At 63.1% G+C, this 22,348-nt stretch carries 19 protein-coding genes, 6 tRNA genes and 1 pseudogene; 20 read left to right on the top strand and 6 right to left on the bottom strand.

Annotated elements, in window-relative coordinates; genetic code table 11:
* Positions 1 to 24: 24 nt before the first annotated feature.
* From ACTQ1Z_RS07420 to ACTQ1Z_RS07390, 7 genes and pseudogenes are all read left to right on the top strand, one after another.
* Positions 25 to 1,143, top strand: a pseudogene (locus tag ACTQ1Z_RS07420) (SGNH/GDSL hydrolase family protein); the annotation flags it as partial.
* A complete protein-coding gene (gene mazG, locus ACTQ1Z_RS07415) occupies positions 1,144 to 2,064 on the top strand; it encodes a nucleoside triphosphate pyrophosphohydrolase (RefSeq protein ID WP_441859938.1) in 921 nt (306 codons plus the stop codon).
* Positions 2,065 to 2,147: 83 nt separating this feature from the next.
* Positions 2,148 to 2,933 carry a hypothetical protein gene (locus ACTQ1Z_RS07410; RefSeq protein ID WP_441859918.1) on the top strand — a complete coding sequence of 262 codons (786 nt, stop codon included), beginning with the start codon at positions 2,148 to 2,150 and terminating at the stop codon, positions 2,931 to 2,933.
* Complete coding sequence (locus tag ACTQ1Z_RS07405; protein ID WP_441859916.1) at positions 2,930 to 3,913, top strand: Ppx/GppA phosphatase family protein; 984 nt, start codon at positions 2,930 to 2,932, stop codon at positions 3,911 to 3,913. Before ACTQ1Z_RS07410 ends, ACTQ1Z_RS07405 begins: the two co-directional genes overlap by 4 nt.
* A 90-nt stretch (positions 3,914 to 4,003) precedes the next feature.
* Positions 4,004 to 4,088: transfer RNA gene (locus ACTQ1Z_RS07400), tRNA-Leu, on the top strand.
* Between the two features lie 198 nt (positions 4,089 to 4,286).
* Entirely contained in the window at positions 4,287 to 5,393 is a 1,107-nt protein-coding gene (locus ACTQ1Z_RS07395) for a DNA cytosine methyltransferase (protein ID WP_441859914.1), read from the top strand.
* A complete protein-coding gene (locus ACTQ1Z_RS07390) occupies positions 5,374 to 6,009 on the top strand; it encodes an Eco29kI family restriction endonuclease (RefSeq protein WP_441859912.1) in 636 nt (211 codons plus the stop codon). The genes ACTQ1Z_RS07395 and ACTQ1Z_RS07390 overlap by 20 nt, the downstream gene beginning before the upstream one ends.
* 471 nt (positions 6,010 to 6,480) lie before the next feature.
* Here ACTQ1Z_RS07390 and ACTQ1Z_RS07385 read toward each other — a convergent pair whose 3' ends face one another.
* The 6 genes from ACTQ1Z_RS07385 to ACTQ1Z_RS07360 all read right to left on the bottom strand — a co-directional run bounded on the left by ACTQ1Z_RS07385 (position 6,481) and on the right by ACTQ1Z_RS07360 (position 10,572).
* Positions 6,481 to 6,795, bottom strand: a complete 315-nt coding sequence (locus ACTQ1Z_RS07385) for a PTS sugar transporter subunit IIB (protein ID WP_320679625.1) — start codon at positions 6,793 to 6,795, stop codon at positions 6,481 to 6,483.
* A gap of 233 nt (positions 6,796 to 7,028) precedes the next feature.
* The gene (locus tag ACTQ1Z_RS07380; RefSeq protein WP_441859910.1) at positions 7,029 to 7,724 is read right to left on the bottom strand and encodes an SdpI family protein; all 696 of its coding nucleotides are present in this window, start codon (positions 7,722 to 7,724) and stop codon (positions 7,029 to 7,031) included.
* On the bottom strand, positions 7,717 to 7,986 hold the full coding sequence (locus ACTQ1Z_RS07375) for an autorepressor SdpR family transcription factor (RefSeq protein WP_320679628.1): 270 nt from the start codon (positions 7,984 to 7,986) through the stop codon (positions 7,717 to 7,719). The genes ACTQ1Z_RS07380 and ACTQ1Z_RS07375 overlap by 8 nt, the downstream gene beginning before the upstream one ends.
* Before the next feature lie 313 nt (positions 7,987 to 8,299).
* Positions 8,300 to 8,376 (bottom strand) — tRNA-Glu (locus ACTQ1Z_RS07370).
* A 115-nt stretch (positions 8,377 to 8,491) separates the two neighbouring features.
* Positions 8,492 to 9,532 (bottom strand): hypothetical protein, encoded by a 1,041-nt coding sequence (locus tag ACTQ1Z_RS07365; protein WP_320679630.1) that lies wholly within the window; start codon positions 9,530 to 9,532, stop codon positions 8,492 to 8,494.
* Positions 9,529 to 10,572, bottom strand: a complete 1,044-nt coding sequence (locus ACTQ1Z_RS07360; RefSeq protein ID WP_441859907.1) for a tetratricopeptide repeat protein — start codon at positions 10,570 to 10,572, stop codon at positions 9,529 to 9,531. The genes ACTQ1Z_RS07365 and ACTQ1Z_RS07360 overlap by 4 nt, the downstream gene beginning before the upstream one ends.
* A gap of 505 nt (positions 10,573 to 11,077) precedes the next feature.
* Here ACTQ1Z_RS07360 and ACTQ1Z_RS07355 point away from each other — a divergent pair.
* The 13 genes from ACTQ1Z_RS07355 (at position 11,078) to tuf (ending at position 22,181) form a co-directional block, all read left to right on the top strand.
* Entirely contained in the window at positions 11,078 to 12,931 is a 1,854-nt protein-coding gene (locus ACTQ1Z_RS07355) for a carbon starvation CstA family protein (RefSeq protein WP_320679633.1), read from the top strand.
* Positions 12,932 to 13,980: 1,049 nt separating this feature from the next.
* Complete coding sequence (gene disA, locus ACTQ1Z_RS07350) at positions 13,981 to 15,078, top strand: DNA integrity scanning diadenylate cyclase DisA (protein WP_320679634.1); 1,098 nt, start codon at positions 13,981 to 13,983, stop codon at positions 15,076 to 15,078.
* A gap of 2 nt (positions 15,079 to 15,080) precedes the next feature.
* Complete coding sequence (gene ispD / locus ACTQ1Z_RS07345; protein WP_320679636.1) at positions 15,081 to 15,848, top strand: 2-C-methyl-D-erythritol 4-phosphate cytidylyltransferase; 768 nt, start codon at positions 15,081 to 15,083, stop codon at positions 15,846 to 15,848.
* A complete protein-coding gene (gene ispF, locus ACTQ1Z_RS07340; protein WP_320679638.1) occupies positions 15,845 to 16,327 on the top strand; it encodes a 2-C-methyl-D-erythritol 2,4-cyclodiphosphate synthase in 483 nt (160 codons plus the stop codon). Before ispD ends, ispF begins: the two co-directional genes overlap by 4 nt.
* Before the next feature lie 115 nt (positions 16,328 to 16,442).
* Entirely contained in the window at positions 16,443 to 17,174 is a 732-nt protein-coding gene (gene cysE, locus ACTQ1Z_RS07335; protein WP_320679639.1) for a serine O-acetyltransferase, read from the top strand.
* 3 nt (positions 17,175 to 17,177) lie between these two features.
* A complete protein-coding gene (gene cysS / locus ACTQ1Z_RS07330; protein ID WP_320679640.1) occupies positions 17,178 to 18,665 on the top strand; it encodes a cysteine--tRNA ligase in 1,488 nt (495 codons plus the stop codon).
* Between the two features lie 2 nt (positions 18,666 to 18,667).
* The gene (rlmB, locus tag ACTQ1Z_RS07325) at positions 18,668 to 19,771 is read left to right on the top strand and encodes a 23S rRNA (guanosine(2251)-2'-O)-methyltransferase RlmB (RefSeq protein ID WP_441859902.1); all 1,104 of its coding nucleotides are present in this window, start codon (positions 18,668 to 18,670) and stop codon (positions 19,769 to 19,771) included.
* 9 nt (positions 19,772 to 19,780) lie between these two features.
* Positions 19,781 to 20,329: an NYN domain-containing protein gene (locus ACTQ1Z_RS07320; RefSeq protein WP_293814390.1), complete on the top strand. Its 549-nt coding sequence runs from the start codon at positions 19,781 to 19,783 to the stop codon at positions 20,327 to 20,329.
* Positions 20,330 to 20,384: 55 nt separating this feature from the next.
* Positions 20,385 to 20,459 (top strand) — tRNA-Thr (locus tag ACTQ1Z_RS07315).
* A gap of 187 nt (positions 20,460 to 20,646) precedes the next feature.
* Positions 20,647 to 20,730, top strand: a tRNA-Tyr gene (locus tag ACTQ1Z_RS07310).
* Between the two features lies 1 nt (position 20,731).
* Positions 20,732 to 20,807 (top strand) — tRNA-Thr (locus tag ACTQ1Z_RS07305).
* Positions 20,808 to 20,816: 9 nt separating this feature from the next.
* Positions 20,817 to 20,893 (top strand) — tRNA-Met (locus ACTQ1Z_RS07300).
* Positions 20,894 to 20,990: 97 nt separating this feature from the next.
* Positions 20,991 to 22,181 carry an elongation factor Tu gene (tuf, locus tag ACTQ1Z_RS07295; protein ID WP_441859900.1) on the top strand — a complete coding sequence of 397 codons (1,191 nt, stop codon included), beginning with the start codon at positions 20,991 to 20,993 and terminating at the stop codon, positions 22,179 to 22,181.
* The last annotated feature ends 167 nt before the right edge of the window (positions 22,182 to 22,348 follow it).

The raw sequence follows: 22,348 nt of genomic DNA, 5'->3' as shown, positions 1-22,348 counted from the left end.
AACAGCTCCGCGAGCGGCGGCCATATGCACTTTGCCGCTGTCGCTTCTTTGGCATGGTGGGGCGTAAGCGCTCTGTCAGGAGTCGGCGTCCTTTCAGACTCGAGCGCTACACTTGGGCAAAACCAAGGGAGAGAAAGAAGAAACATGACTGCTGCTAATATCGCGCCGTTTATTCGAGGCACCCGCCACCTCATCTACCGTCCCGATGGCCTCGTGAGGCCGTCGCGCATGTCGAACAAGCAGGCGGAGGCCGCGGCAGCCGCCGGTCGCGAGCGAGCCGCGAGCTATACCGCTGGTGCCACGATTAACCTTGTGACCACGGGGGACGAAGTCTCGTTCGACCTATCCATCATCGAGGACATCCACTTCGAGAGCAACTCGGTGCGCGAGACCATCGAGCTCGCTCGCGCCGCCGGCGATGACCGTGCCCCCGAGGAGGGCGTGGTCGACGGCATCGACCTTGTCGTTGACGGGGCCTACGTGAAGACCGCCCCCGTTCGCGAGGGTACGGTCACGCTCGAGATCGAGAATCCTTCCCACGCGCCCGCCTCGGTCACGATCTACCTGCCCTGTCTCATGAACGTCGCGGTGGGCAACCTCTCCACCAACGGCAGCCTCGAGCAGCCGGCCGAGCGCGGTTACCTCCTCGCGCTTGGAGACTCGATCACCCAAGGCTACGTCGTGGGAAGGCCGAGCGCGTCCTGGCCAGCGGAGGTTTCCCGCGCCCTCGGCCTTGACCTCATGAACCAGGCCATCGCGGGCCATCACTTCGACGACCATACCCTGCGCGGCATGAAGGCCTTCCGCGAGAACCCGCCTGCGGTGATCATCGTCGCCTATGGCACCAACGATTGGGCCCATACCGAGCGAGAGCGCGACCTCGTGGAGAATATGACCAAGTATCTCCAGAGGCTCGTCGACAAGTTCCCCGATACGCCCATCTTCGCCGTGAGCCCCATCTGGCGCGCGGACGTCGACGGCGAGCAGCCTCACGGCCGCACCCTCGCGTGGGTGCGCAGCATCATGTGTGACGAGTGCGCGCGTCTTGGCATCGAGTACATCGATGGTGCGGAGCTTGTCCCGGCGGACCCCGCGCTCTATGCGGACGGCAGGCTCCACCCCAACGCCGATGGCGCCCATCTCATGGCCGAGGGCGTCCTTCGCGCCCTCGAGGAGCGTGGGCTCGTCGCTGCTCTTGGCGGCCGCCACGATGAGCCTCGCGAGCTCGCGGACGCCCAGACGCTTCTCCGCTCGAACGCCCCGCGCGACCAGCGCGAGCTCGAGCAGGCTGTGAGGACGATCTGGCGCCTTCGCCAGGACGACGGTTGCCCCTGGGATAGGGAGCAGACCCACGCGAGCATCGCGAAGAACATGATCGAGGAGGCCTACGAGGCAGTCGACGCGATTGAGGCCGGTGACGCCGCGCACCTGCGCGAGGAGCTTGGCGACGTGCTCATGCAGGTCCTCCTCCATGCCCAGATTGCCGAGGACGCCGGCGAGTTCACCTTTGCCGATGTCTGCCGCGACCTCGATGACAAGCTCGTCCGCAGGCATCCGCACGTGTTTGGGTCCGGTGTGGCCGCGCATGACTCCGCCGAGGTGCTCGACATCTGGAGCAAGGTGAAGCTTGACGAGCGCCGCGACGCGGAGCAGTCCGGCTCGACCTCGAGCCTGCTCGATGCCGTCCCTCGCGCGCTTCCTGCCCTCATGCAGGCGCAGAAGATCTCGAAGAAGGCTGCCAACTGCGGCTTTGACTGGGAGACCACGGCCGACGTCTGGGCCAAGGTCGATGAGGAGCGCGCGGAGTTCGCCGCGGAGGAGGCGGGTTCCGAGGGCGCGCTCGAGGAGTTCGGCGACGTGCTGTTTTCCGTCGTGAACGTTGCCCGCATGGAGCACATCGATGCTGAGACGGCGCTGAGGCGTAGCTGCGAGAAGTTCCGCGAGCGTTGGGCAGCTATGGAGGAGGCCGCCGCCGAGAAGAACCAGTCGCTCGCCGACGTCTCTCGTGAAGAGCTTGAGCAGCTCTGGGTCGAAGCGAAGAGGGCGGGTAGGTCTGACTCCTAATCTGTCATAATCGATAAACGCGCGAAGGCGCGACCATAACCGCAACATGTGCCCAAACACAGCAGAAACGAAGCAGACGCCACATGAGTGCAAGTAATTCCATTGTCCTAGGACGTTATAACCGCACGAACACCCGTGCCTCCTCTGGCTACGGGCGCTCCTCAAGTGCGTCGAGCCCGAGCTTCAGCTCCTACGAGGGCCGCCGCTCGCGTGAGTCGGCTGGCTCCGGCTCGCGAGAGAGCCGTCGCGCGTCCTCCAGCGGCACCTCCGCAGCGTATCGCGACGTACCGCGTCGAGAGCGCGCCCGCGGTGCCGTCGCCGCGAACAAGCCATCCCGCGAGGCCTCCTCTCGTGGCCGTTCGGTGTCCGACCGCGCCGCGTTCGAGGCCCGTCGGCGCACCGCGGGGGAGGGCGAGGGCGGTCGCCGCGCCGCGAACGTTGCCTCGCAGGCACAGGGAGTACTCGCCTGGGCGATGGGGCATCGTGCCCTTTTCATCGCGTTCGTTGTCATCGTGGCGCTCGTGCTCATGCTCTATCCGCCGATCAAGGCCCTCTATGGAGCATCGCGCACCAACGCGCTCCTCTCTACCCAGCTCAGTTCCGTCACCGCCACCAACGACACCCTTCAGGGTGAGGTCGATAACCTCATGACCCGCGAGGGCATCGAGGACGAGGCTCGTCGTCGCGGCTATGTGGCGGAGGGCGATACGCCGGTCGATATGTCGGGTGTCGAGGATTCCGGCGGTGCTTCGAGTGATTCGACCGTCTCGACGGACGAGTCCGCCCCGGCGGCAAGCGACCCCTGGTACGTCTCCGCCCTTGACTTCATCTTTGGATACAACCCCGCCGATCAGGGGGTTTCCCAGTGAGCCGCGTCGCCGTTATCGATATAGGCACCGTGACGGCGCGTCTTGGTGTCGCTGACGTCGCGGCCTCGCGCGTCGAGCGCTGCGCCAAGACGTCGACCATCTGCAGCCTTGGCGAGGGCGTTGCCGAGACGGGCATGCTCCGCGAGGATGCGTGCGCGCGCGTGCTTTCGTGCGTTGATGGCTATGTGGCCCAGGCTCGCGAGTCCGGCGCCGAGGTGGCGTGCTGCACGCTCACGAGCGCCGCGCGAGACGCTGCGAATTCGAATGTGCTGCTTGATGGCCTCGCGGAGCGCGGCGTTGTTGCTCAGGTCATTCCCGGCGAGGTGGAGGGATCGCTCACGTTCCTCGGCGTGGCCCAGGACTTTCGGGCGTCGCGCATCGTCGTTGCGGATAACGGTGGTGGGTCGACCGAGGTGGCCGTAGGGGTGCTCGACGGCGAGCGACCCGGCGTGGCGCTTGAGGCCGTGCGTTCGCTGGATGTGGGCTGTCGCCGCGTGACGGACCTCTTCCTCTCTCGCGAGGATCCACCCTCGGTCTCTGCACTGGACGAGGCTCGCGCGTTCTGTCGCGAGGCTTTCGAATCCGGCCTCCCCGTCGCGGCGCGCGATCCGGAGCGCCTTGTCTGCGTGGGCGGTACGGTCACGACGCTTGTTGCCATCGATGCGAGGCTCGACCCCTATGACCCGGCGTTCGTCCATCTTCATTCGCTCGCACTTGACGAGGTGGATGAGCTTGTCGACCGTCTTGCCGCGCTTCCTCTGGAGCAGCGTCGCGGGGTCGTGGGCCTGCAGCCCAAACGCGCCGGCGTGATCTTGGCGGGTGCCGTCTGCGTGAGCGAGCTCATGCGCGCGTGCCATGCCCGCGAGCTCACCGTGAGCGAGAGCGACCTGCTCTACGGCCTGTCGCTCTCCGCGGCTGCGGCGGCGAATGGGATTGCCGCCCCAGTCTCTTGGGTGCCGCAACTCTTCTCTTTGTGCTAAGGTAGTTAAGCGCACGGCTTTGCGGCATGATGCGTGACGGCGCGATAAGGGTGCCAAGCACTTTCACGTGACGATGGCGCCGCATGATATGGGGGCGTGGCGGAATTGGCAGACGCAGGGGCCTTAAAAGCCCTCGCCGGAAGGCTTGTGGGTTCGAATCCCACCGCCCCTACCATAAAGTCGCAGGTCAGAGGCTACGGTCTCTGGCCTGTTTTCTTATATGCCAGTAATCTGCCAGTCAAATTCGGCCTATACTCCCCACATCGACTTTTCCGGCTGCAGCAGTTTTTCGTTTCGGCGACGCATCCTCATTTCGGTTAGCCGGAACCTCGCGTATCATGTTGTCATCTGAACGAATGTGGATGGATGGTGAATGATGGACGCCAACGGCAACCTCACCGCTGTCGAGCTTTTTGCTGGTGCTGGCGGTCTTCTTCTTGGTACCTCCCTCGCGGGGTTCAAACATCTTGCTGCTGTGGAGTGGGAGCACAATTGCTGCAACACCCTTCGCCTCAATCAGGAAAAGGGCTACCCCCTTATTAACGATGACATGCGAATCATCGAGGGCGACGTCCGCGACGTGGACTGGTCGTTCCTGCCGGATGACATCGACCTTCTTGCCGGTGGACCGCCTTGCCAGCCGTTTTCTCTAGGTGGCCTTGCTCGCGCCGAGGCAGATAAGCGCGACATGTTCCCTGCCTACACCGCCGTTCTTGCTCAGTTGAAGCCGCGTGCTTTCATCTGCGAGAACGTTAAGGGTCTTGCTCGTGAGTCCTTCCATCAGTATTACGAGTACATTCTTCTTCGCTTGCAGCATCCGTCCCTCTCTAAGCGCGAAGGGGAGACGTGGGAACAGCACGCCATTCGGCTGTCTCGCATTCATACGAGCGCCGACCATGAGGCTGTAAGGTATGAGGTAATTCCCACCGTTGTCGATGCTGCTGACTACGGCGTCCCTCAGCACCGCCACCGCGTCGTTATTGTTGGTTTCCGTTCCGACGTCGAGGCTTCTTGGGCGTTCCCCCAGCGTACCCACGGCCGTGGTCTGCTCCCCTTGGTCACGCTCGGCGAATCGATCGAAAATGTCCCCGCGCTCAACAACGAGTCTCGCGGCGGCGAGGCAAGGTCGTATCCCGGTCACACCGGCTCGCCGCTCGATAAGCCCAGCAAGACCATTAAGGCAGGCGTCCACGGCGTCCCCGGCGGCGAGAACACCATCCGTTTTGATGACGGCTCGCTGCGCTACATGACCGTTCGCGAGGCCGCCCGCGTCCAGACGTTCCCGGACGGCTACGAGCTCACCGGTGCTTGGAGCGAGGGCATGCGCCAGATAGGCAACGCGGTTCCCGTCGAGCTTGCCCGCGTGGTCGCCTCCTCCGTCGCATGCGCTCTCCGCGAGGACACGGCGCGCAAGCACATCAACGACGCTCTCATGTCCGAGCTTTGCGGGGAGGTCAAGCATGAAGCCGCGCTCGTATAACCCGCTCGATTACGCCTCCCTGTCGGAATCTCTCGCCCGTGAGCTGATGAGCTCCGAGCTGATGCCGCTCTCAGACATTGAGAAGTTCTACGGCGATGGTGTCTACGCTCTGTTCTACTGCGGCGACTTTCCTGCTTATCAGGAACTCTCTGACATCAATTTCTCCGATCCCGGCACGTTTCCTATCTACATCGGCAAGGCGAGCCCGAAGACTCTGACGGGCAACGAGCTGGATACCAGCGCCGTCGATACCCCGAGGGCTGGCACGCGTCTCTATGACCGCGTGGCGAACGACCATCGCAAGTCGATTGAGGCGACGACAAACTTGAGGGTCGAGGAGTTCTATTGCCGCATGCTCGTCCTCAACGCCGTCTGGGTGCCTCTGACCGAATCCGCTCTCATCGCCCGTTACGTCCCCGTGTGGAATTCGATTGTTCCCGGCTTCGGCAATCACGCTCCCGGCAAGGGTCGTGTCGCTGGAAAGATATCTCGTTGGGACATTCTCCATCCCGGTCGTGGTCGCGAGACTGCTACGGCTCCGACGGATACCTACGAGCAGCTTTGCGAGGAAGTTGAAGAGGCTATACGCGAGAGGGTAAGGCTGCTTGGTCTTTAGCTCGAAGTCTAGAATTGTGTTTAGATTGTGGCCGGGAGTGCATCGCTCCCGGCATTTTTTGTTTTGCAAATTACACGAGAGCCGCGCGCTGATGCACGTTAGCGTGTTGTCTGGTCGTATCAACTCCCGCAGCAATTACAAGAGTTTGCCGACGGCAAACAATTAGTGTATCTAGCAGCAAAAACGTACATAATGGAGCTGCTTGCCGCTACTAATAAGTGCTAGTTCAGCTATTTCGCTTTGCCCTACGCGATTTTGAGCGCATTTCTAATTCTTGTCCGCAAACGAATTCAAGCCCGTAACTCGAGATATATAGTTCAAACGGACACCCTTTTTGCCTACCAGATGAAAAAAGCGGGACGACGGCTCTGTGGCTGTCGTCCCGCTTTCCATGAGGAGCGAGTTTGGGGCACGCGCGCTTGCTGGCCCTGGTGTGGGTGCCGCGCTCCCGTTGTCCGCGCCGGGCGCGGGCTAAGAGCAAACCGACGCGCGAGCGCGGCTGGGTGCGCGCATGAGCGCGAGCAGGGAGCGCTCTGAGGCGCTGGTGTCGCCTCCCGTGAGGAACGGCGTGCCGTTCACGTACGGGATGTCGAGGGTGCCGGGGATGAGCGTGACGGCGATGAGGAAGTCGTGCGACTCGGCGAGCGCCGGGACATCAGCCATCTTGCACGGGGTGACGTCATAGGTGCCGGCGAACCCGTGAGAATCGAGAATCTGGCAGACACGATCGCGTACCGCAGACGAGGTGCAAATGCCCGTGCCACAAGCCATGAGGATGTGCTTCATTGCCGTCCTTCTAAAACGACAGATACCTGGCGACTCGTGGAGGTGTGATTGCGAGTTCGTTTATGGCGTGGCACGTGCGCTCAGGCGAAAATTCAATTCGACAAGCGCGTACTTTAGCCGTTTCTCTCCCGTTTGTGTAGGGGTTTATTTGCGTGAGCCGCTGCCGTTCGCCGAATCGTGCGAAGGCGGGAAGGCCGATGCTTGGGCCTGGCGGGTCGAGCGCGGATGAGTTCTTAGCGAATCTTGCCAATAAACAGCAGGTAGGAGTAGGCGTACATCGCGATGCATCCCCCAAGGCAGACCACGCTGATCGCTGCTGCGGCAACAGCGTCCGTGAGGTAGGGCCCCGCGAAGCCAAATGCTGCGACGGCAATTCCCATGAGCACAAAGCACTTGCCGCCAAAGCGCTGGGTGCGGCGCCAGTTCTCCGGGTCATTGAGCGCCCAGGGGGTTTTCACTCCCATGGTGTAGTTCTGACCGATACGGGGCATGTAGTTGCCGATGTCAACGAGCAACGCGCCGATCAGCACGGAGACGATGACGTTCGTGGAGCCCTTGGCTGCGATCACGCCCCAGACGGTAAGCTCGGGAAGCCAGCTGACGGCGATCATAAGCAGGGTAAAAACGACAACGAAGCGTTGGTAGAACTTCCCGGCGCGGGCATAGCCATTGCCCTTGGGATCGATGAGCGGAATCACGCAGAAGAGGACGAGCATCCCGAGGGGCAGCGCGCCCAAGGCAGTTGCCTTCCAGCTCGGCCCCCAGCCGTTAATCTCGCCGCCAGCGTCCCAGTGGGTGGGTATTTGTGCGGGCAAGCTTGGAAGCGCGATGAGATGCGCGATGACGTTCGCGACGGAAAGCGCGGCGAGCGCGATGAGGCAGTTGCGCGAGATGAGGTTCCGGGCGCTGCCGTTGTTGGTGCTATTCATGAGAGTCCTCCTTAAAGCCAAGGAACCAGCCAATCAGGTCCTGCATGACGGTGGTGTTGAGGCTATAGATGATGTTCTGGCCGTGGCGCTCGTCTGTGACGAGGCCGGCAGCCTTGAGCGTTGCCAGGTGGTGACTGAGCGTTGGCTTGCTGACGTCAAAGTTCCGGGCGAGCTCGCCCGCCGTGAGGTCGCCCGACTTGAGTAGCTCGAGAATGCGTCTGCGCGTCGGGTCGGCGAGCGCCTTGAATCCCTCTCCTGCCATAACGCCTCCTTGGTGAGGTGTTCGTATTTCTCTCGGCAATTAGATAGTTAGACAAACATCTAACAACAGAGGAGTATACAGACGTCGTATGGGAAGTCAACGGGTGGGTTTTGCGTTTGCGGAGTGCGGCGTGACGTCTCGCGTGTCCATGCGACGCGCCGCTCCGCAGCTCCATGCGGCGCACCGCGTAAATGTCTATGCGACGTGCCGCCTTGCAGCTCCATGTGGCGCACCGCCCTGCAGCTCCATGCAGCGCCGCGCGCAAAAAAGAAGCAGGTCAGAGGCGCGAATTCCTCTGACCTGCTGCAATGTCTGGTGCCCCCAGCGGGATTCGAACCCGCGATATCCACCTTGAAAGGGTGGCGTCCTGGGCCGCTAGACGATGGGGACGGCGAACGAGAGTATATCAGAGCATGCGGCTTGTTATGCCGCGCTTTACGCAATTCGCAATGAGACCCGGCTTTGGCGTGCGCCGAAGGATGCTGGTGCGAATTCGGTGCTCTACCTACCAGTCGAGGTCGTTATCGCGTGCGAATTTCTCTGCCTGCGCGGCGAAGCCGTCCTGCGCGGTCGCCCACGCGAGGAAGTCGGGCGTGTCCATCACGACGGAATCGCACTCGTGAACGGCGAGCGCCGCTTCCTCAAAGCTGCCCGGTTCAAAAGCGGGGCGATCGGGGAGGTATCCTTCGACGAACGTCGGCCGAAGAAGAGCGTAGGCGCCGCCTCGGCATAGGCTTGTGTACCCACGAAGGGCGCGGCGTGCGGCGGGCATGCGGTCAAGCTTGAACATGAGCAGCGTGCGCGCGAGGTGGTTCCACGCGTTGCCCTGCCTGCCGAATCGTGCGTCAAGGGCATCGAAGCCCTTCTCGTCCTCAAGGCGCGCGAGCGCGATTGCCCAGGTATATCGAGCGCCGAGCTGGTCTGTGGGGTCGAGCTCGATGAGGCGCTCGCACGTTTTGCAGGCGTTCTTGTAGCGGGCGGTCTCGAGCCTCGCGCGAGCGATGGAGCTCAGGAGGCGCAGGCGAGGGCGTGCGAAGACGTCGTCCCACTCGGAGGCGGTGGCGAGAGGGGCCTCGTCACCATCAGACGTAGGGTCATCTGCCCCCAGCGCGGACGGAGAGGCGTTGCCTTTCTTCTCCCTCGGCTCCGTATCAAGTTCGATCTCACCGGCGAGCTTCAGGAGCGCCGCCAACGAGGCGTCGGGGTCCTTGGCGCCAAGCATGGCAGCGATCGTGCGAGCGTCGAGGCAATCCCCGTCCATGGAGATCGCCTCCGCGCATGCCGTACGAAGCTTGTCGAGCCTGCGATTGCGGGAGGATTCGTACCCCTCGTCGTCAAGAAACTCCTCCTCCGCCTGGGCGAGGTCATTGGCGGCAAGCGCGTCGGCAAGGTGTTTGAACGCGAGGTCTCCCCTGTGCTCGAGGAACGAATCGGGGTCTCTCGTGACGGCAAGCTTGAGCTCGTCGAAGGCATCCTCCGAGAGCTTGCCGAGTTTTTCAGCGCGTCGCCATGACAGGCGGTCAATCAGCTCGTCCGCGTATCTCATGACTGGCCCTCCTTGAGCGTCGGGTCAATTGCGGCCTCGCGAGCGTAGGCCTCGGCGACATCGGGCCTCGAGGAGACCCATGAGCCGAGCGTGCCACGCTCATTGGCGTCGAAGCCTTCCTGCAGCAGGACCGTCGCCTCGGAGGTGGCGAGGATGAGCTCGTCTTCGCTCCCGGGCGCGACGCAGATGCGGCAGAAGATGCCGTCCGGTAGGTCATCCTGGCGAGTGAGCGTGGTCCCCGCGTTGGGATACGCCGCTATGATCGCGCGAATCTCCTCCTCAGCGGCATCACGGTCCTCCCGCTTGAAGGCGAGGGCCATGCGCGCGAGGGAATACCAGGCGGCGCCGGGCAGGGGGCCGTTGCCGGCGGCCTTGCGGGCATCGGCGTAAAGCGACGCGAACGCCTCTTCGTCCTCGAGCTTTGCGTATGCGATGGCGAGCGTGAGGCGCACACCAACAGGGTCGCTCGGGTCGAGCTCGAGCGCCTCGTTGGCGAGCTGTATGCCAAGACGGTAGCGGCCGCAGACGAGAGCGTTGGATGCTTCGATGGCAATCCAACGGAGATAGGGGCGGAAGGCAAGCAACGTGGCGACATCCTTGAGGTCGCCCTCGGGAAGCTCGTATGAAGCCGCGTCGCGTTCGCACGCCTCGCGAACGCTGGCGGCGTTGTCTGCAAGGTAGCGGTGGTAGGCGGTGGGGGATCCGCTTGACGCGGCGGCAAGCATGCGGCGTGCGTCATGGCACGAGGGGTCTAGGTCGAGCGCCTCGTTGAGGCATTTGCGCGCTTCGAGAATGATCTTCTGCGCGACGGAATCATCCGTGGCGAAGGGCAACTGGTAGTCAATGAGGTCGCTCGCCTTGACCACGAGGTGGAAGGCGCGGTCTGCGTCCGTTTGCGGAAGTGAGTCCCTGTTGGAGCGATAGCGACGAGCGAAATCCGCCGCGGCGCGCGCGGCGCCAAAGGGATCTCGAGGGTCGAGATCGCGGGCAAAGCGCACGCTCAGGCGCTGATAGTCTTCAAAATGTGGATCGATGGACATGCTCTCCTCCTTTGAATCTTATGGTAGCAAGGAGAACGTTTGACCTGCGGCGGGACGGGCGTTTCTCCCGCCTTTGCCGCGCGGCCTTGGCAGCGCTTGTCTCGGCGTCGCCTCCCGCTGAGCGATGGGGGCGATTGTTCGAGCCACACGACTCGCGTGAGATAGTCTTGAGAACGCGTGAAACTACATAACTTCTGCATAATGTTACGCGTCTGTTTCCAATGTTATTCAGTAAGCATCTTTTTGTTGACACTGTCGGGCCACGCGACGAAGATGCTGAACCATCCACTGGGGGTGGCGCGTGGGGATACGCGCCAAGGTGAATCAGGAGCACATCGCAATGAACATGCAGCTATCCATTATTGAGGTCGTCATTATCTAAGACGGGTGGCTGAATGCGAGCCGCCCGAATCTTCGGGCGGCCTTATGAGGGGCCGCAGGGTGATAAACCCAGCGGCCCCTTTTCTTGTCTCGCGATTTTCTCCTGGAATGGAAGGAGCTTTTTGTGAACGGAATCGCTGTTATGGTCGTTTGTGCAGCCGTGCTCTTTGCCGGCTACATGCTTTATGGTCGCTGGCTGGCCAATAAGTGGGGCGTCGACGTGAGCGCCGTCACCCCGGCTCGTCGTATGGAGGATGGCAACGCCTTCTCCCCGGCCTCTGCCTTCACCGTCTTCTCGCACCAGTTCAGCTCGATCTGCGGCGCCGGCCCTGTTACGGGCACCATCGTCGCCATGGCCTTCGGCTGGCTGCCCGTCGTCCTGTGGGTTCTCGTTGGCGGCATCTTCTTCGGCGCCGTCCACGACTTTGGCGCCCTCTATGCCTCGATGAAGAACAACGGCAAGTCGCTCGCCCAGCTCGTTGACAAGTACATCGGCAAGACTGGCCGTCGCCTGTTCCTGCTCTTCTGCTGGCTCTTCTGCATCATCGTCATCGCTGCCTTCACCTCGATGGTCTGCGGCACGTTTGCCCAGTCCGCCAAGGCTTCCGACGCCGTGAACTACGCCGCCGCCTCCACGGGCACGATCTCGATCCTGTTCACGTTCGTCGCTATCGCCTTTGGTTGGGCCCGTAACAAGTTCAACCTCAAGGGTGCTGCCGAGTTCGTCGTCGCCGTCGTCATGGTCGTTGCCATGTTCGCCGTCGGCATGGCTGCCCCGCTGCGTCTCGGCACCAACGCCTGGATCGCCATCGTCATGGTCTACCTGGTCTTTGCCGGCGCCATGCCCATCCAGACGCTCAAGCAGCCGCGCGATTACCTCACGACCATCATGATGCTCACCATGATCGTCTGCGCCGTCTTCGGCATCGTCGTCCTCGGCGTCAATGGCCAGGCCACGATGACCGCCCCGATGTTCACTGGCTTCTCCACGAAGTCCGGCATGATGTTCCCCGTCCTGTTCGTCTCCGTCGCTTGCGGCGCCCTCTCTGGCTTCCACAGCCTCGTCTCCTCTGGCACCTCCTCCAAGCAGGTCTCTAACGAGGCCGACGCCGTGAAGGTCGGCTATGGCGCGATGGTCCTCGAGTCCTTCGTCGGCATCCTTGCCATCGTCATCGCTGGCATCATGTGGTCTACGGTCAACACCCTTGGTGCCGATGGCGCTGAGGTGGGCACGGCCTTCCAGGTCTTCGCCCGTGGCGTCGCTAAGGGCATGACCGCCTTCGGCGTCGATAGCACCGTCGCCACCGTCTTCATGCAGATGAACGTTTCCGCTCTCTGCCTGACCTCGCTTGATGCCGTTGCCCGCATCGCCCGCACCTCCTTCTCCGAGTTCTTCGCTTCCTCCAACGACGCTCTGGCCATCGACTCCAAGAGCGGCGCCATGAAGGTCCTCGGTAACCCCTGGTTCGCCACGGTCGTCACGCTGGTTCCGGGCCTGGCCCTCACCTTCGGCGGCTACCTCAACATCTGGCCGCTCTTCGGTGCTTCTAACCAGCTGCTCGGCGGCATGACGATGATCACGCTTGCCGTGTTCTGCAAGTGCACTGGCCGCAAGGGCTGGATGCTCTACGTGCCCGTCGCGTTCCTGCTGGTCTGCACCTTCACCTCGCTCGTTCAGAGCGCCCTCGGCTGCTACGCCGCCGTCTCCGCCTATGGCTTCTTTGGCACCATCCCTGCCACCGAGACCACCGCTGCCGTGTCCGTGGCCGCCACCAAGGGTCTGCAGCTCGTCTTCGCCGTCCTGCTGATGGTCCTCGGCCTCATCGTTGCCGTGAACTGCCTCAAGGAGCTCTTTGGCAAGGAGGCCGGCTCCATGCCCGACGAGCAGCCCGAGTGGACCGAGCTCGGCCGCGAGCACGTCTCCGCTTCCGCTGGCAAGGGTGCCGCTTCTGGTACCACTGCTACCGAGAAGGCCTAGGCGCTCGACTCCTGGCGCTGCTCTCGCCGAGAAGGCGCAGGCGCTCGATTCCTAGCGCCGCTCTCGCCGTGAAGGCGTAGGCGCTTCGCATCCTGGCGCCGCTTTCGTCGAGAAGACGTAGGCGCTTCGCATCCTCCTCATTTCCATCGCCGACTTACCGACTCGCAGCCGGCTTTGGTGGGCCCGCATCCTCGTGGTGCGGGCCTTTTTTGTGCGCTCGTTTGGCGTGCGCTTGACGTGCGGGGGTGCCGTGGGAAGAGGGCGCCTTCACGTGTTGGCGGCCTGCCGACATCGGAGCACTGGCATGTGGCACATGACACACATAAGCGCCCCAAGTGCGACAAAGCGCGCGCCCGCGTGCCATGGGGCCGCCTGAGGTTGGGACGACCGGGACCCTGGCGCTCCTTCGACACATATAAGTGTCCTAAGCGCGACGAAACTGAGCGGCGGCGGTTGGCCATGCAATCCGTGGCGACAAATTGCACGCTTAAACGGATTGAATGCCTGTATGTATGTCGAAGCGTCGCCACGGATTCGGCGGGGTGTAGTGCGACTCTTAATTCGATGCGCAAAGGACGGGGGCGCGGCGTTCCTGCACGCTGGCTCCATTGCTGCGGCGTTATTGCGCGCTGCGCGGGCCTTGAGCGTGCAGAAGCGCCATGCCAACGGGCGGGACGTGTAAAAGCGCCACGGTAACGAGAGGAGCGGCGCGGCGGGCGGGGCGGCGCGGCGAGGGGAACGGCGCGGCGAGACACGGGGCGGCGCGGCGAGGGGAACGGCGCGGCCTCGCACCCGGGCTATCCCGTACGCCTCCACCCTCGCGCCCCACGCCCGGGCCGCCTCGCGCAGCTGTCCCCACGCCCTGGCCGCCTCGTGTGGCTGTCCCTGTGCCCCGCGCCCGGTCCATCCCGGACTCTGTGCCTATCCGACGTTCTGCTCCCGCCCCGCGCTTCACATCGGCTGTCCGCTGATTTCGAGCTTGTGTCGATAGAGAGAAGGCAAGCCGCGGGCGCGTATACTTGAAAAAACATGCAACTTGAGGGGGCGTTATGGATCAGGAAGTCGAGAAGAACGTCGAAAACGAGGGAGTGCCCGTTGAGGAGTCCCTTGAGGAACGTCTTCAGCGGGCAATTGCGATCACTGCTCCTGGCACTGCCGTGCGTCGTGCGCTCGACATGATCATTGCCGGCCACCTCGGCGCGCTCATCTGCGTGGGCGACACGGAGACCGTTCTCGGCGCTGGCAATGACGGCTTCCCCCTGAACATCTCCTTTACCGCGAACCGTCTCTTCGAGCTCTCGAAGATGGACGGCGCCATCGTCGTCGACCGCGACCTTACCCAGATCCTTCGCGCGAACTTCCACCTGAACCCGGACCCGAGCCTCCCCACGAGCGAGACGGGCATGCGTCACCGCACCGCCGCTCGCATGAGCCTTCTCACGAAGGCGCTCGTGATTTCGGTCTCGGAGCGCCGCCAGGTCGTCAACCTATATGTGGGTGGAAGGTCCTTCCAGCTCAAGAGCGTCCCGCAGCTTATGGCGAGTGCCTCGCAGCTCATCACCACCCTCCAGACCACGCGCCAGTCGCTCGACCGTGCCCTGCTGCGCCTCTCCACGCTCGAACTCGACAACTACGTCACCCTTGCGGACGTCACGACGATCCTCAACTACTTCGAGACCCTCATGACCGCCGCGGACGAGCTCGATCGCATCATCGACCAGCTGGGCAGCGAGGGTCGCACCGTCGAGATGCAGCGCGAACAGCTCGCTGGCGACATGGACCACGAGTACCTTCTCATGATCCGCGACTACGCCCGTGATTCCTCGGAGGAGAACGCCGAGGCAATCCGCGCCAAGCTCCATGCCGCCGCGCCCTCGCAGTGGCGTTCTCCCAATCGTGTCGCCAAGGTGCTCGGCTATGATGACCTGCACGAGGATAGCGTCCTCGTGCCGCTGGGCCTGCGCACGCTCAATCGCGTCTCGGTCGTTCGCGAGGGCATGGCCGATAAGATCGTCGACGAGTACGGCAACCTTCGCGAGCTCATGGATGACATCGAGCAGAATCCCAACCGCCTGGGCGAGCTGGGCGTCAGGAACCCGAACATCCTCACGGATAGCCTCTATCGCATGTGGGGCAAGAAGGAGTAGCGATGGACGCGAGCCTCATCAATACTTCTGCGCCTGATACCTGCGCCGTTATCGCTGCCGGTGGCCTTGGCATGCGTTTTGGTGATCCGCACGGCAAGCAGTATGTCGAGCTTTGCGGCTTGCCGGTCCTGTGCTGGTCCATCGCCGCGTTCGATGACTCGCCCTCCGTGGGCGCCATTGTTGTCGTGTGCCCGAGGGGCCGCGTTGACGAGACTCGCGCTGCCGTGGGCCGTCTTGCGCCCGCCACGCCCGTTGTCTACGTTTCCGGCGGAGCGACTCGCCAGGAGAGCTGCCTTGCGGGCATCCACGCAATTCCCGAGGGCTACGAGTTCGCCGCCATCCACGACGGAGCTCGTCCCCTCATCGAGCCGGAGACGATCGAGCGCGTCATTGCCCGCGTTCGCGATGACGCCTCCATAGCCGGAGCCATCTGCGCCCACCCCTCCGCCGACACGCTGAAGATCGTGGAGGACGGCGTCGTGTGCTCGACGCCGGAGCGCTCGCGTTACTGGGCGGTGCAAACTCCGCAGGTATTTCGCCTGGATGAGGTTCTTGCCGCGCACGAGCGCGCCGCGAGCGAGGGCTTTTTGGGCACGGACGATTCCTCCCTCGTCGAACGCATGGGCGGGGTCGTTGCCTGTGTCGAAAGCCCGAGTGACAACATGAAGGTTACGGTGCCCGAGGACCGTCTTCCCATTGAGGCCATCCTCAAGCAGAGACTTGCGGCGCGTCACGCGGGTTCCATGCGTATGGCGGGTGATGCCTCATGACGTTGAGGATCGGACACGGCTATGACGTCCACAAGCTCGTTGAGGGTAGGAAGCTTATCCTCTGCGGCGTCGAGATTCCCCACAAGTTGGGGCTTCTCGGCCATTCGGACGCGGATGTCGCCACGCATGCCGTAGCAGATGCCATCTTGGGCGCCACGCGCCTGGGAGACCTCGGCAAACTATTCCCCGACACAGATCCGGCCTATGCCGGTGCCAACTCGCTCGAGCTCCTCGCCCAGGTCATGCGCCTCGCGCGTGAGCGTGGCTATGAGCTCCTGGACTGCGACTGTACGATCGCCGCCCAGGTGCCCAAGCTTGCGCCCCATCGAGAGCAAATGCGCGCGAACCTCGCGCAGGCACTTGGCGTGGGGGTCGAGAGCGTGGGTGTGAAGGCCACCACTACCGAGCGCCTTGGGTTCGTCGGGCGCGAAGAGGGAATGGCAGCCTGGGCGGTCTGCATCATGGAAGACGCACGCTAGAGCTACCCCTCGTTCACCCATTCGTAACCCGGCTTTGTTGACCCCGCGCTATTCTGTGGGGCCATACTCTGGTTACGAGCGAGGGGAAAGCACCCAGGCACAAGTTAGGATCAGCATGTTTGATCGCATCCGCGAGGACATCGCGACCTTCAGGTCTCATGACCCGGCCGCGACCTCAACCATATCCATCCTGCTCAATTCGCCCGGCATGCGTGCCATCTGGGCGTATCGGCGCCAGCACTGGCTGTGGACTCACGGGCACAAGCTCCTCGCACGCACGCTTTCCACCTGGAGTCGCCACCGCTTCGGCGTGGAGATCCACCCGGGAGCGACCATCGGCCGCCGCTTCGTCATCGACCACGGCATGGGCATCGTCGTGGGGGAGACGACCATCATCGGCGATGATTGCCAGCTCTACCAAGGCGTGACCCTTGGTGGAACCGGCAAGGAGGGCGGCAAGCGCCACCCGACGCTTGGCAACAATGTCGTGGTGGGCGTGGGCGCGTCTGTCCTTGGCAACATCACGCTTGGCGACAATGCCAAGGTCGGCGGAGGGGCCGTTGTCGTGCGCGACGTTCCGGCCGACTGCACGGTCGTCGGAATTCCCGGTCATGTCACCACAAAGGGAGGCGTGCGCGTGCGTACCGCCGCGGGCGACCGTCTCACCTGCATTTCAATGGCGGACCAGTCTACAATTGACAAGATTATCCGTGAACGCGAGGACGTAGAGCACCGCGAGTACCTTCCCGATCCCATCGATCGCACGGTCAACGACCTCGCCTCGAAGGTGGAGCGCCTCGAGAGGCGAATCGCCGAGCTGGAGAGCCAGCTTCAGGACAAGGAGTAGCCAATGCTCGTCTATAACACCCAACTTCACAAGAAAGTCGAGCTTACGCCCATCGAGCCCGGCAAGATTCGCATGTACGTCTGCGGCCCCACCGTCTATGACCAGATTCACGTCGGCAACGGCCGCACGTTCCTGGCCTTCGACGTCATCCGCCGTTACCTCATGTACAAGGGCTACCAGGTCACCTTCGCCCAGAATCTGACCGACGTGGACGACAAGATCATCAAGCGCGCCAACGAGCAGGGCCGCACCTCCGAGGACGTTGCGAGCGAGTTTTCCGATGCCTTCATCGAGCAGATGCACCGCATGGGCGTCCTCGATCCGGATATCCGCCCGCGCGCCACGCAGGAGATCGAGGCCATGATCGAGATGATCTCCGGCCTCATCGAGCAGGGTCACGCCTATGCGCCCGGCAATGGCGACGTCTACTTCTCTGTCCGCAGCGATCCCAGCTACGGCACCGTGTCCGGTCGTAACATCGACGAGCTCAAGGTCGGTGCCCGCATCGAGGCCAACGAGGAGAAGGACGACCCTCTGGACTTCGCTCTCTGGAAGGCGGCTAAGCCGGGCGAGCCCATGTGGGACTCCCCGTGGGGCAAGGGTCGTCCGGGCTGGCACACCGAGTGCTCTGCGATGGTCCATCGCTACCTGGGCACCCCGATTGACATTCACGGCGGCGGCCAAGACCTGCAGTTCCCGCACCACGAGAACGAGTACGCGCAGGCCATGTGCTGCTGGCACGAGCCTCTGGCCAACGTGTGGATGCACTCGGGCATGCTCCTCATCAACGGCGAGAAGATGTCGAAGAGCCTCGGCAACTTCTACACGCTCAAGGAGGTCCTCGACAAGTATCCGGCGGACGCCGTGCGTCTGCTGATGCTTCAGACCCACTATCGCTCGCCGCTCGACTTCTCCTTCGATCGCCTCGATGGCGCCGTGGGCACGCTTGAGCGCGTGCGTGGCGCCGTTGCCAACCTCCGCTGGGCTGCGGAGAGCTCGAGCGCGAGCGGCCACGAGCTCAATGACGCGGACCGCGCCTTCGGCAAGACCGTGGATGACGCCGCCGCCGAGTTCACCCGCCAGATGGATGATGACTTCAACACCGCCGGCGCCCTCGCCGCGCTCTTTGGCCTCGTTACGGCTTCGAACACCTACCTTGACGAGGCCGGCGCGAACGTTGCCGGCTCCGTGGCCCTTCGCGCCTCGGATACGCTCGTCGAGCTCCTCGGCGTCCTCGGCGTCGAGTCCGTGCGCCCCTCGGCGTCCGAGCTCCCACACGAGATCGTCGACCTTGCCCGCGAGCAGGCTGGCTATGAGGGTGACGACGCAAACGAGGCAGCGGACGCCCTCGTTGCCGCTCGCGCCGAGGCTCGTGCCGCCAAGAACTGGGGCGTTGCCGACGCCATCCGTGACGGCATTGCCGCCCTTGGTCTTGTCGTCGAAGATACGGCCGCCGGCACGCGCATCAAGAGCGCCCAGAAGGAGGACTAGGAATGGCACGTCGATCCGGAGGACGCCCCGCGTCCCGTGACAACCGTTCGGCTTCCGGTCAGCGCCAGGGCGGCCCTTCTAAGGGCCGCGGCGGGTTCGGCGGCCGTTCGACCCAGGGCAGCGGCAGGGGCCGTGGCGCCGGGGCCCGCGGAGGAGCTCCTGCACGTTCTCAGCGCCCGCAAAAGCGCGATGCCGATACCCAGTCTGCGCAGAGTCGCCGCCCCGACCGCTCCCGCGCCGGTTCGAAGGGCGACCTCATCGAGGGCCGTCGCGCCGTTGCGGAAGCTCTCGAGCTGGGTCTGCCCGTTTCCCGCGCCTTAATCCAGAAGGACCAGGGCGGCGCCGACCAAGCGCTCGCAGATCTCGCCCGCACCTTTGAGGCCGCCGGCGTCGAGGTCGAGCGAGTCGCCAAACCGATCCTCGATTCGCTCTCCTCGCACGGCGCCCACCAGGGCGTCATGGTCAAAGTACGCCCCTATCGCTATGCGTCCCTGGCGGACGTCATCGCTCGGGCGGGGGAGGGCAACGCCCTCGTCATCGTCCTTGACCACGTGACGGACGAAGGCAACTTCGGAGCCATCGTGCGCACGGCAGAGATCGTGGGAGCGGCAGGCGTCGTCATCGCGAATGCCCGTGCCGCCCGCGTTGGCGTGGGTGCCTACAAGACGAGCGCCGGCGCGGTCATGCATCTGCCCATTGCGCAGGTGCCCAACCTTGCGACGGCCCTTGACGAGCTCAAGGAGCATGGCTTCTGGGCTGGCGGTGCCACCGAGCACGCGCATGACGTCATTTGGGATGCGCCGGTTCACGGACGCCTTGCGCTCGTCATGGGCTCTGAGGGCTCGGGTATCTCGCGTCTCGTGCGCGAGCACTGCGACTTCGAGTTCCGTCTGCCCCAACGCGGCGTCGTCGAGTCCCTGAACGTCGCCCAGGCCACCACGGCAATCGCGTACGAGTGGCTTCGCCGCGACATGACTCAGGCGGAGGCTGCAGGCGGAGTTGCTGGTGCCGCTACGGGAGCTGAAACCTGTGACGCAGCGGACGAAGTCGTCTTCGACGAGACGGGCTACTACGACCTGCCCGATACGAGCGATTTCGACTTCTAGGTGGCGCACGTGGCTAAGCGTTCCAAGAACGAACTTCTCGTCGTTGACGGCTACAACGTTATATTCGGCACCCCGCGGTACAAGGAGCTCGCAGACGAGCCTGAGCCCGGCTCTCGCGACGGTGACCCCTTCGAGCGCGCTAGAGACATGCTCGTGGGTGATGTCGCCGCCTTTGCCCAGGGCCGCTACGACCCTGTCATCGTTTTTGACGCCGCCGGAAACGTGAACCCGGAACACCCTGAGCTTAGGCGTGCCGGCGTGCGCATGATCTTTTCACCCACGGGCGTCACGGCGGATTCCGTCATCGAGAAGCTCGTGACCGATTGCCGCCGAGAGATGCGCGAGGTAACGGTTGTGACCTCAGACAATGCGATTAGGGCGACGGTCGGTGGGATTCCCGTGACTCGAATCTCGAGCTCGATGCTCGCTCACGAGATAGATACGCTCGATGCCGAGCGCGAGGTGGACGTGGCGGATCGAAGCCACGGCCGTCTTACGGTGGAGGACCGCCTCGACCCCAAGACGCTTGCGGCGCTCAATGCGCTGTTGGGGAGGTAGCCGAAACAGCTTGATTCGGCTACCATGCAAGAACGCGGCTTGTCCGCGAATGCGTGCCAACGTAGCTCAATGGTAGAGCCCCTGTCTTGTAAACAGGCCGTTGTAGGTTCAATTCCTATCGTTGGCTCCATGATCTGGTGAAGCGGGGCGACGTGCCGAGAAGGCTGTCGCCCCGCTTTTTATTGCTCCTAGCGAGAAGTGAAGGAAATGTGAAGGTGGCCGGCTTCCCCATTTCTGTTGACAATATTTTCTCAGCCTTGTAATATCTCTTCCGCTGCGAGGGGCGACGGCCCCAGACGGCGGCTTGAAAACGGTATGGGGATGTGGCACAGCGGCAACTGCGGCGGACTGTAAATCCGCTCCCTCTGGGTTCCTTGGTTCGAGTCCAAGCATCCCCACCATGCCCGTGTAGCTCAGTAGGTAGAGCACTTCGTTGGTAACGAAGAGGTCACCGGTTCGAATCCGGTCGCGGGCTCCATTCAAGCACGGCGGTGTAGCTCAGTTGGTTAGAGCACGCGGTTCATACCCGCGGCGTCACTGGTTCGAATCCAGTCACCGCTACCAGAGCCCTCGCGGCGTCGAGCAATCGGCGCCGCTGGACATATTAATAGGCAAAAAGGCCGTCAAGGCCTAAAGCTAGCATCCATGAGGAGGATGGCAAATGGCCAAGGAGAAGTTTGAGCGCACTAAGCCGCACGTGAACATCGGTACGATTGGTCACGTTGACCACGGCAAGACCACGCTGACGGCTGCTATCACCAAGGTCCTCTCTGAGACCGAGGGCTGCAAGGCCGACTTCACCGCGTTCGAGAACATCGACAAGGCTCCCGAGGAGCGCGAGCGTGGCATCACCATCTCCGTCGCTCACGTCGAGTACGAGACGGCTGCCCGTCACTACGCTCACGTTGACTGCCCGGGCCACGCTGACTACGTCAAGAACATGATTTCCGGCGCTGCTCAGATGGACGGCGCTATCCTGGTCATCGCCGCCACCGACGGCCCCATGGCTCAGACCCGCGAGCACATCCTTCTCGCCCGTCAGGTCGGCGTGCCCTACATCGTCGTCTTCCTGAACAAGTGCGACATGGTCGACGATGACGAGCTCATCGACCTCGTCGAGATGGAGACCCGTGACCTCCTCTCCGAGTACGACTTCCCCGGCGACGACATCCCCGTCATCCGTGGTTCCGCTCTCGGCGCCCTCAACGGCGACCCGAAGTGGATGGACTCCGTCCGCGAGCTCATGAAGGCCGTCGACGAGTACATCCCGACGCCCGCCCGTGACAACGAGAAGCCGTTCCTGATGGCCATCGAGGACGTCATGACCATCTCCGGTCGTGGTACCGTTGCCACCGGTCGTGTCGAGCGCGGCGAGCTCAAGCTCAACGAGCCGGTCGAGATCGTGGGCATCAAGCCGACGCAGAGCTCCGTCGTCACCGGTATCGAGATGTTCCGCAAGACCATGGACTTCTGCGAGTCCGGCGACAACGTTGGCCTGCTTCTCCGCGGCATCAAGCGCGAGGACATCGAGCGCGGCCAGGTCATCTGCAAGCCCGGCACCGTTACCCCGCACTCCAAGTTCACCGCTGAGGTCTACGTTCTGACCAAGGAGGAGGGCGGCCGTCACACCCCGTTCTTCACCAACTACCGTCCGCAGTTCTACTTCCGCACCACGGACGTCACTGGCTCCATCGTCCTCCCTGAGGGTGTCGAGATGGCCATGCCGGGCGACCACGTCACCATCGAGGCTGACCTCATCCACGGCATCGCCATGGAGGAGGGTGACCGCTTCGCTATTCGTGAGGGTGGTCACACCGTCGGCGATGGTCGTATCGCTACGATCATTGAGTAGATCTAGGTATTCCTAGCAACTACTGGGCCCGGTGCCGCTTGGTACCGGGCCTTTTCTTTGTTTTCAAGACTTTAGTCTGCTGGCCGCGCAGCGGCCAGCTCTAAACCACCCGCTACGCGGGTGGAGACAAGCGGCTTTACAAAGCCACCCCTCCGGCCGATATTGAC

It is taken from the genome of Parolsenella sp. LCP21S3_E11, assembly GCF_052118165.1.
In the GTDB taxonomy this organism is placed as follows: Bacteria; Actinomycetota; Coriobacteriia; order Coriobacteriales; family Atopobiaceae; genus Parolsenella.
Note: the sequence above shows the minus strand (reverse complement) of the source record. Positions and strands in the feature narration are given on the sequence as shown.

Excerpts from the sequence above, each read along its gene's own strand:
- mazG (WP_441859938.1), top strand. The coding sequence starts at position 1,144 with ATGGCCGAGGGCGTCCTTCGCGCCCTCGAGGAGCGTGGGCTCGTCGCT.
- ACTQ1Z_RS07410 (WP_441859918.1), top strand. The coding sequence starts at position 2,148 with ATGAGTGCAAGTAATTCCATTGTCCTAGGACGTTATAACCGCACGAAC.
- ACTQ1Z_RS07395 (WP_441859914.1), top strand. The coding sequence starts at position 4,287 with ATGATGGACGCCAACGGCAACCTCACCGCTGTCGAGCTTTTTGCTGGT.
- ACTQ1Z_RS07390 (WP_441859912.1), top strand. The coding sequence starts at position 5,374 with ATGAAGCCGCGCTCGTATAACCCGCTCGATTACGCCTCCCTGTCGGAA.
- ACTQ1Z_RS07385 (WP_320679625.1), bottom strand. The coding sequence starts at position 6,795 with ATGAAGCACATCCTCATGGCTTGTGGCACGGGCATTTGCACCTCGTCT.
- ACTQ1Z_RS07380 (WP_441859910.1), bottom strand. The coding sequence starts at position 7,724 with ATGAATAGCACCAACAACGGCAGCGCCCGGAACCTCATCTCGCGCAAC.
- ACTQ1Z_RS07375 (WP_320679628.1), bottom strand. The coding sequence starts at position 7,986 with ATGGCAGGAGAGGGATTCAAGGCGCTCGCCGACCCGACGCGCAGACGC.
- ACTQ1Z_RS07365 (WP_320679630.1), bottom strand. The coding sequence starts at position 9,532 with ATGAGATACGCGGACGAGCTGATTGACCGCCTGTCATGGCGACGCGCT.
- ACTQ1Z_RS07360 (WP_441859907.1), bottom strand. The coding sequence starts at position 10,572 with ATGTCCATCGATCCACATTTTGAAGACTATCAGCGCCTGAGCGTGCGC.
- disA (WP_320679634.1), top strand. The coding sequence starts at position 13,981 with ATGGATCAGGAAGTCGAGAAGAACGTCGAAAACGAGGGAGTGCCCGTT.
- ispD (WP_320679636.1), top strand. The coding sequence starts at position 15,081 with ATGGACGCGAGCCTCATCAATACTTCTGCGCCTGATACCTGCGCCGTT.
- ispF (WP_320679638.1), top strand. The coding sequence starts at position 15,845 with ATGACGTTGAGGATCGGACACGGCTATGACGTCCACAAGCTCGTTGAG.
- cysE (WP_320679639.1), top strand. The coding sequence starts at position 16,443 with ATGTTTGATCGCATCCGCGAGGACATCGCGACCTTCAGGTCTCATGAC.
- cysS (WP_320679640.1), top strand. The coding sequence starts at position 17,178 with ATGCTCGTCTATAACACCCAACTTCACAAGAAAGTCGAGCTTACGCCC.
- rlmB (WP_441859902.1), top strand. The coding sequence starts at position 18,668 with ATGGCACGTCGATCCGGAGGACGCCCCGCGTCCCGTGACAACCGTTCG.
- tuf (WP_441859900.1), top strand. The coding sequence starts at position 20,991 with ATGGCCAAGGAGAAGTTTGAGCGCACTAAGCCGCACGTGAACATCGGT.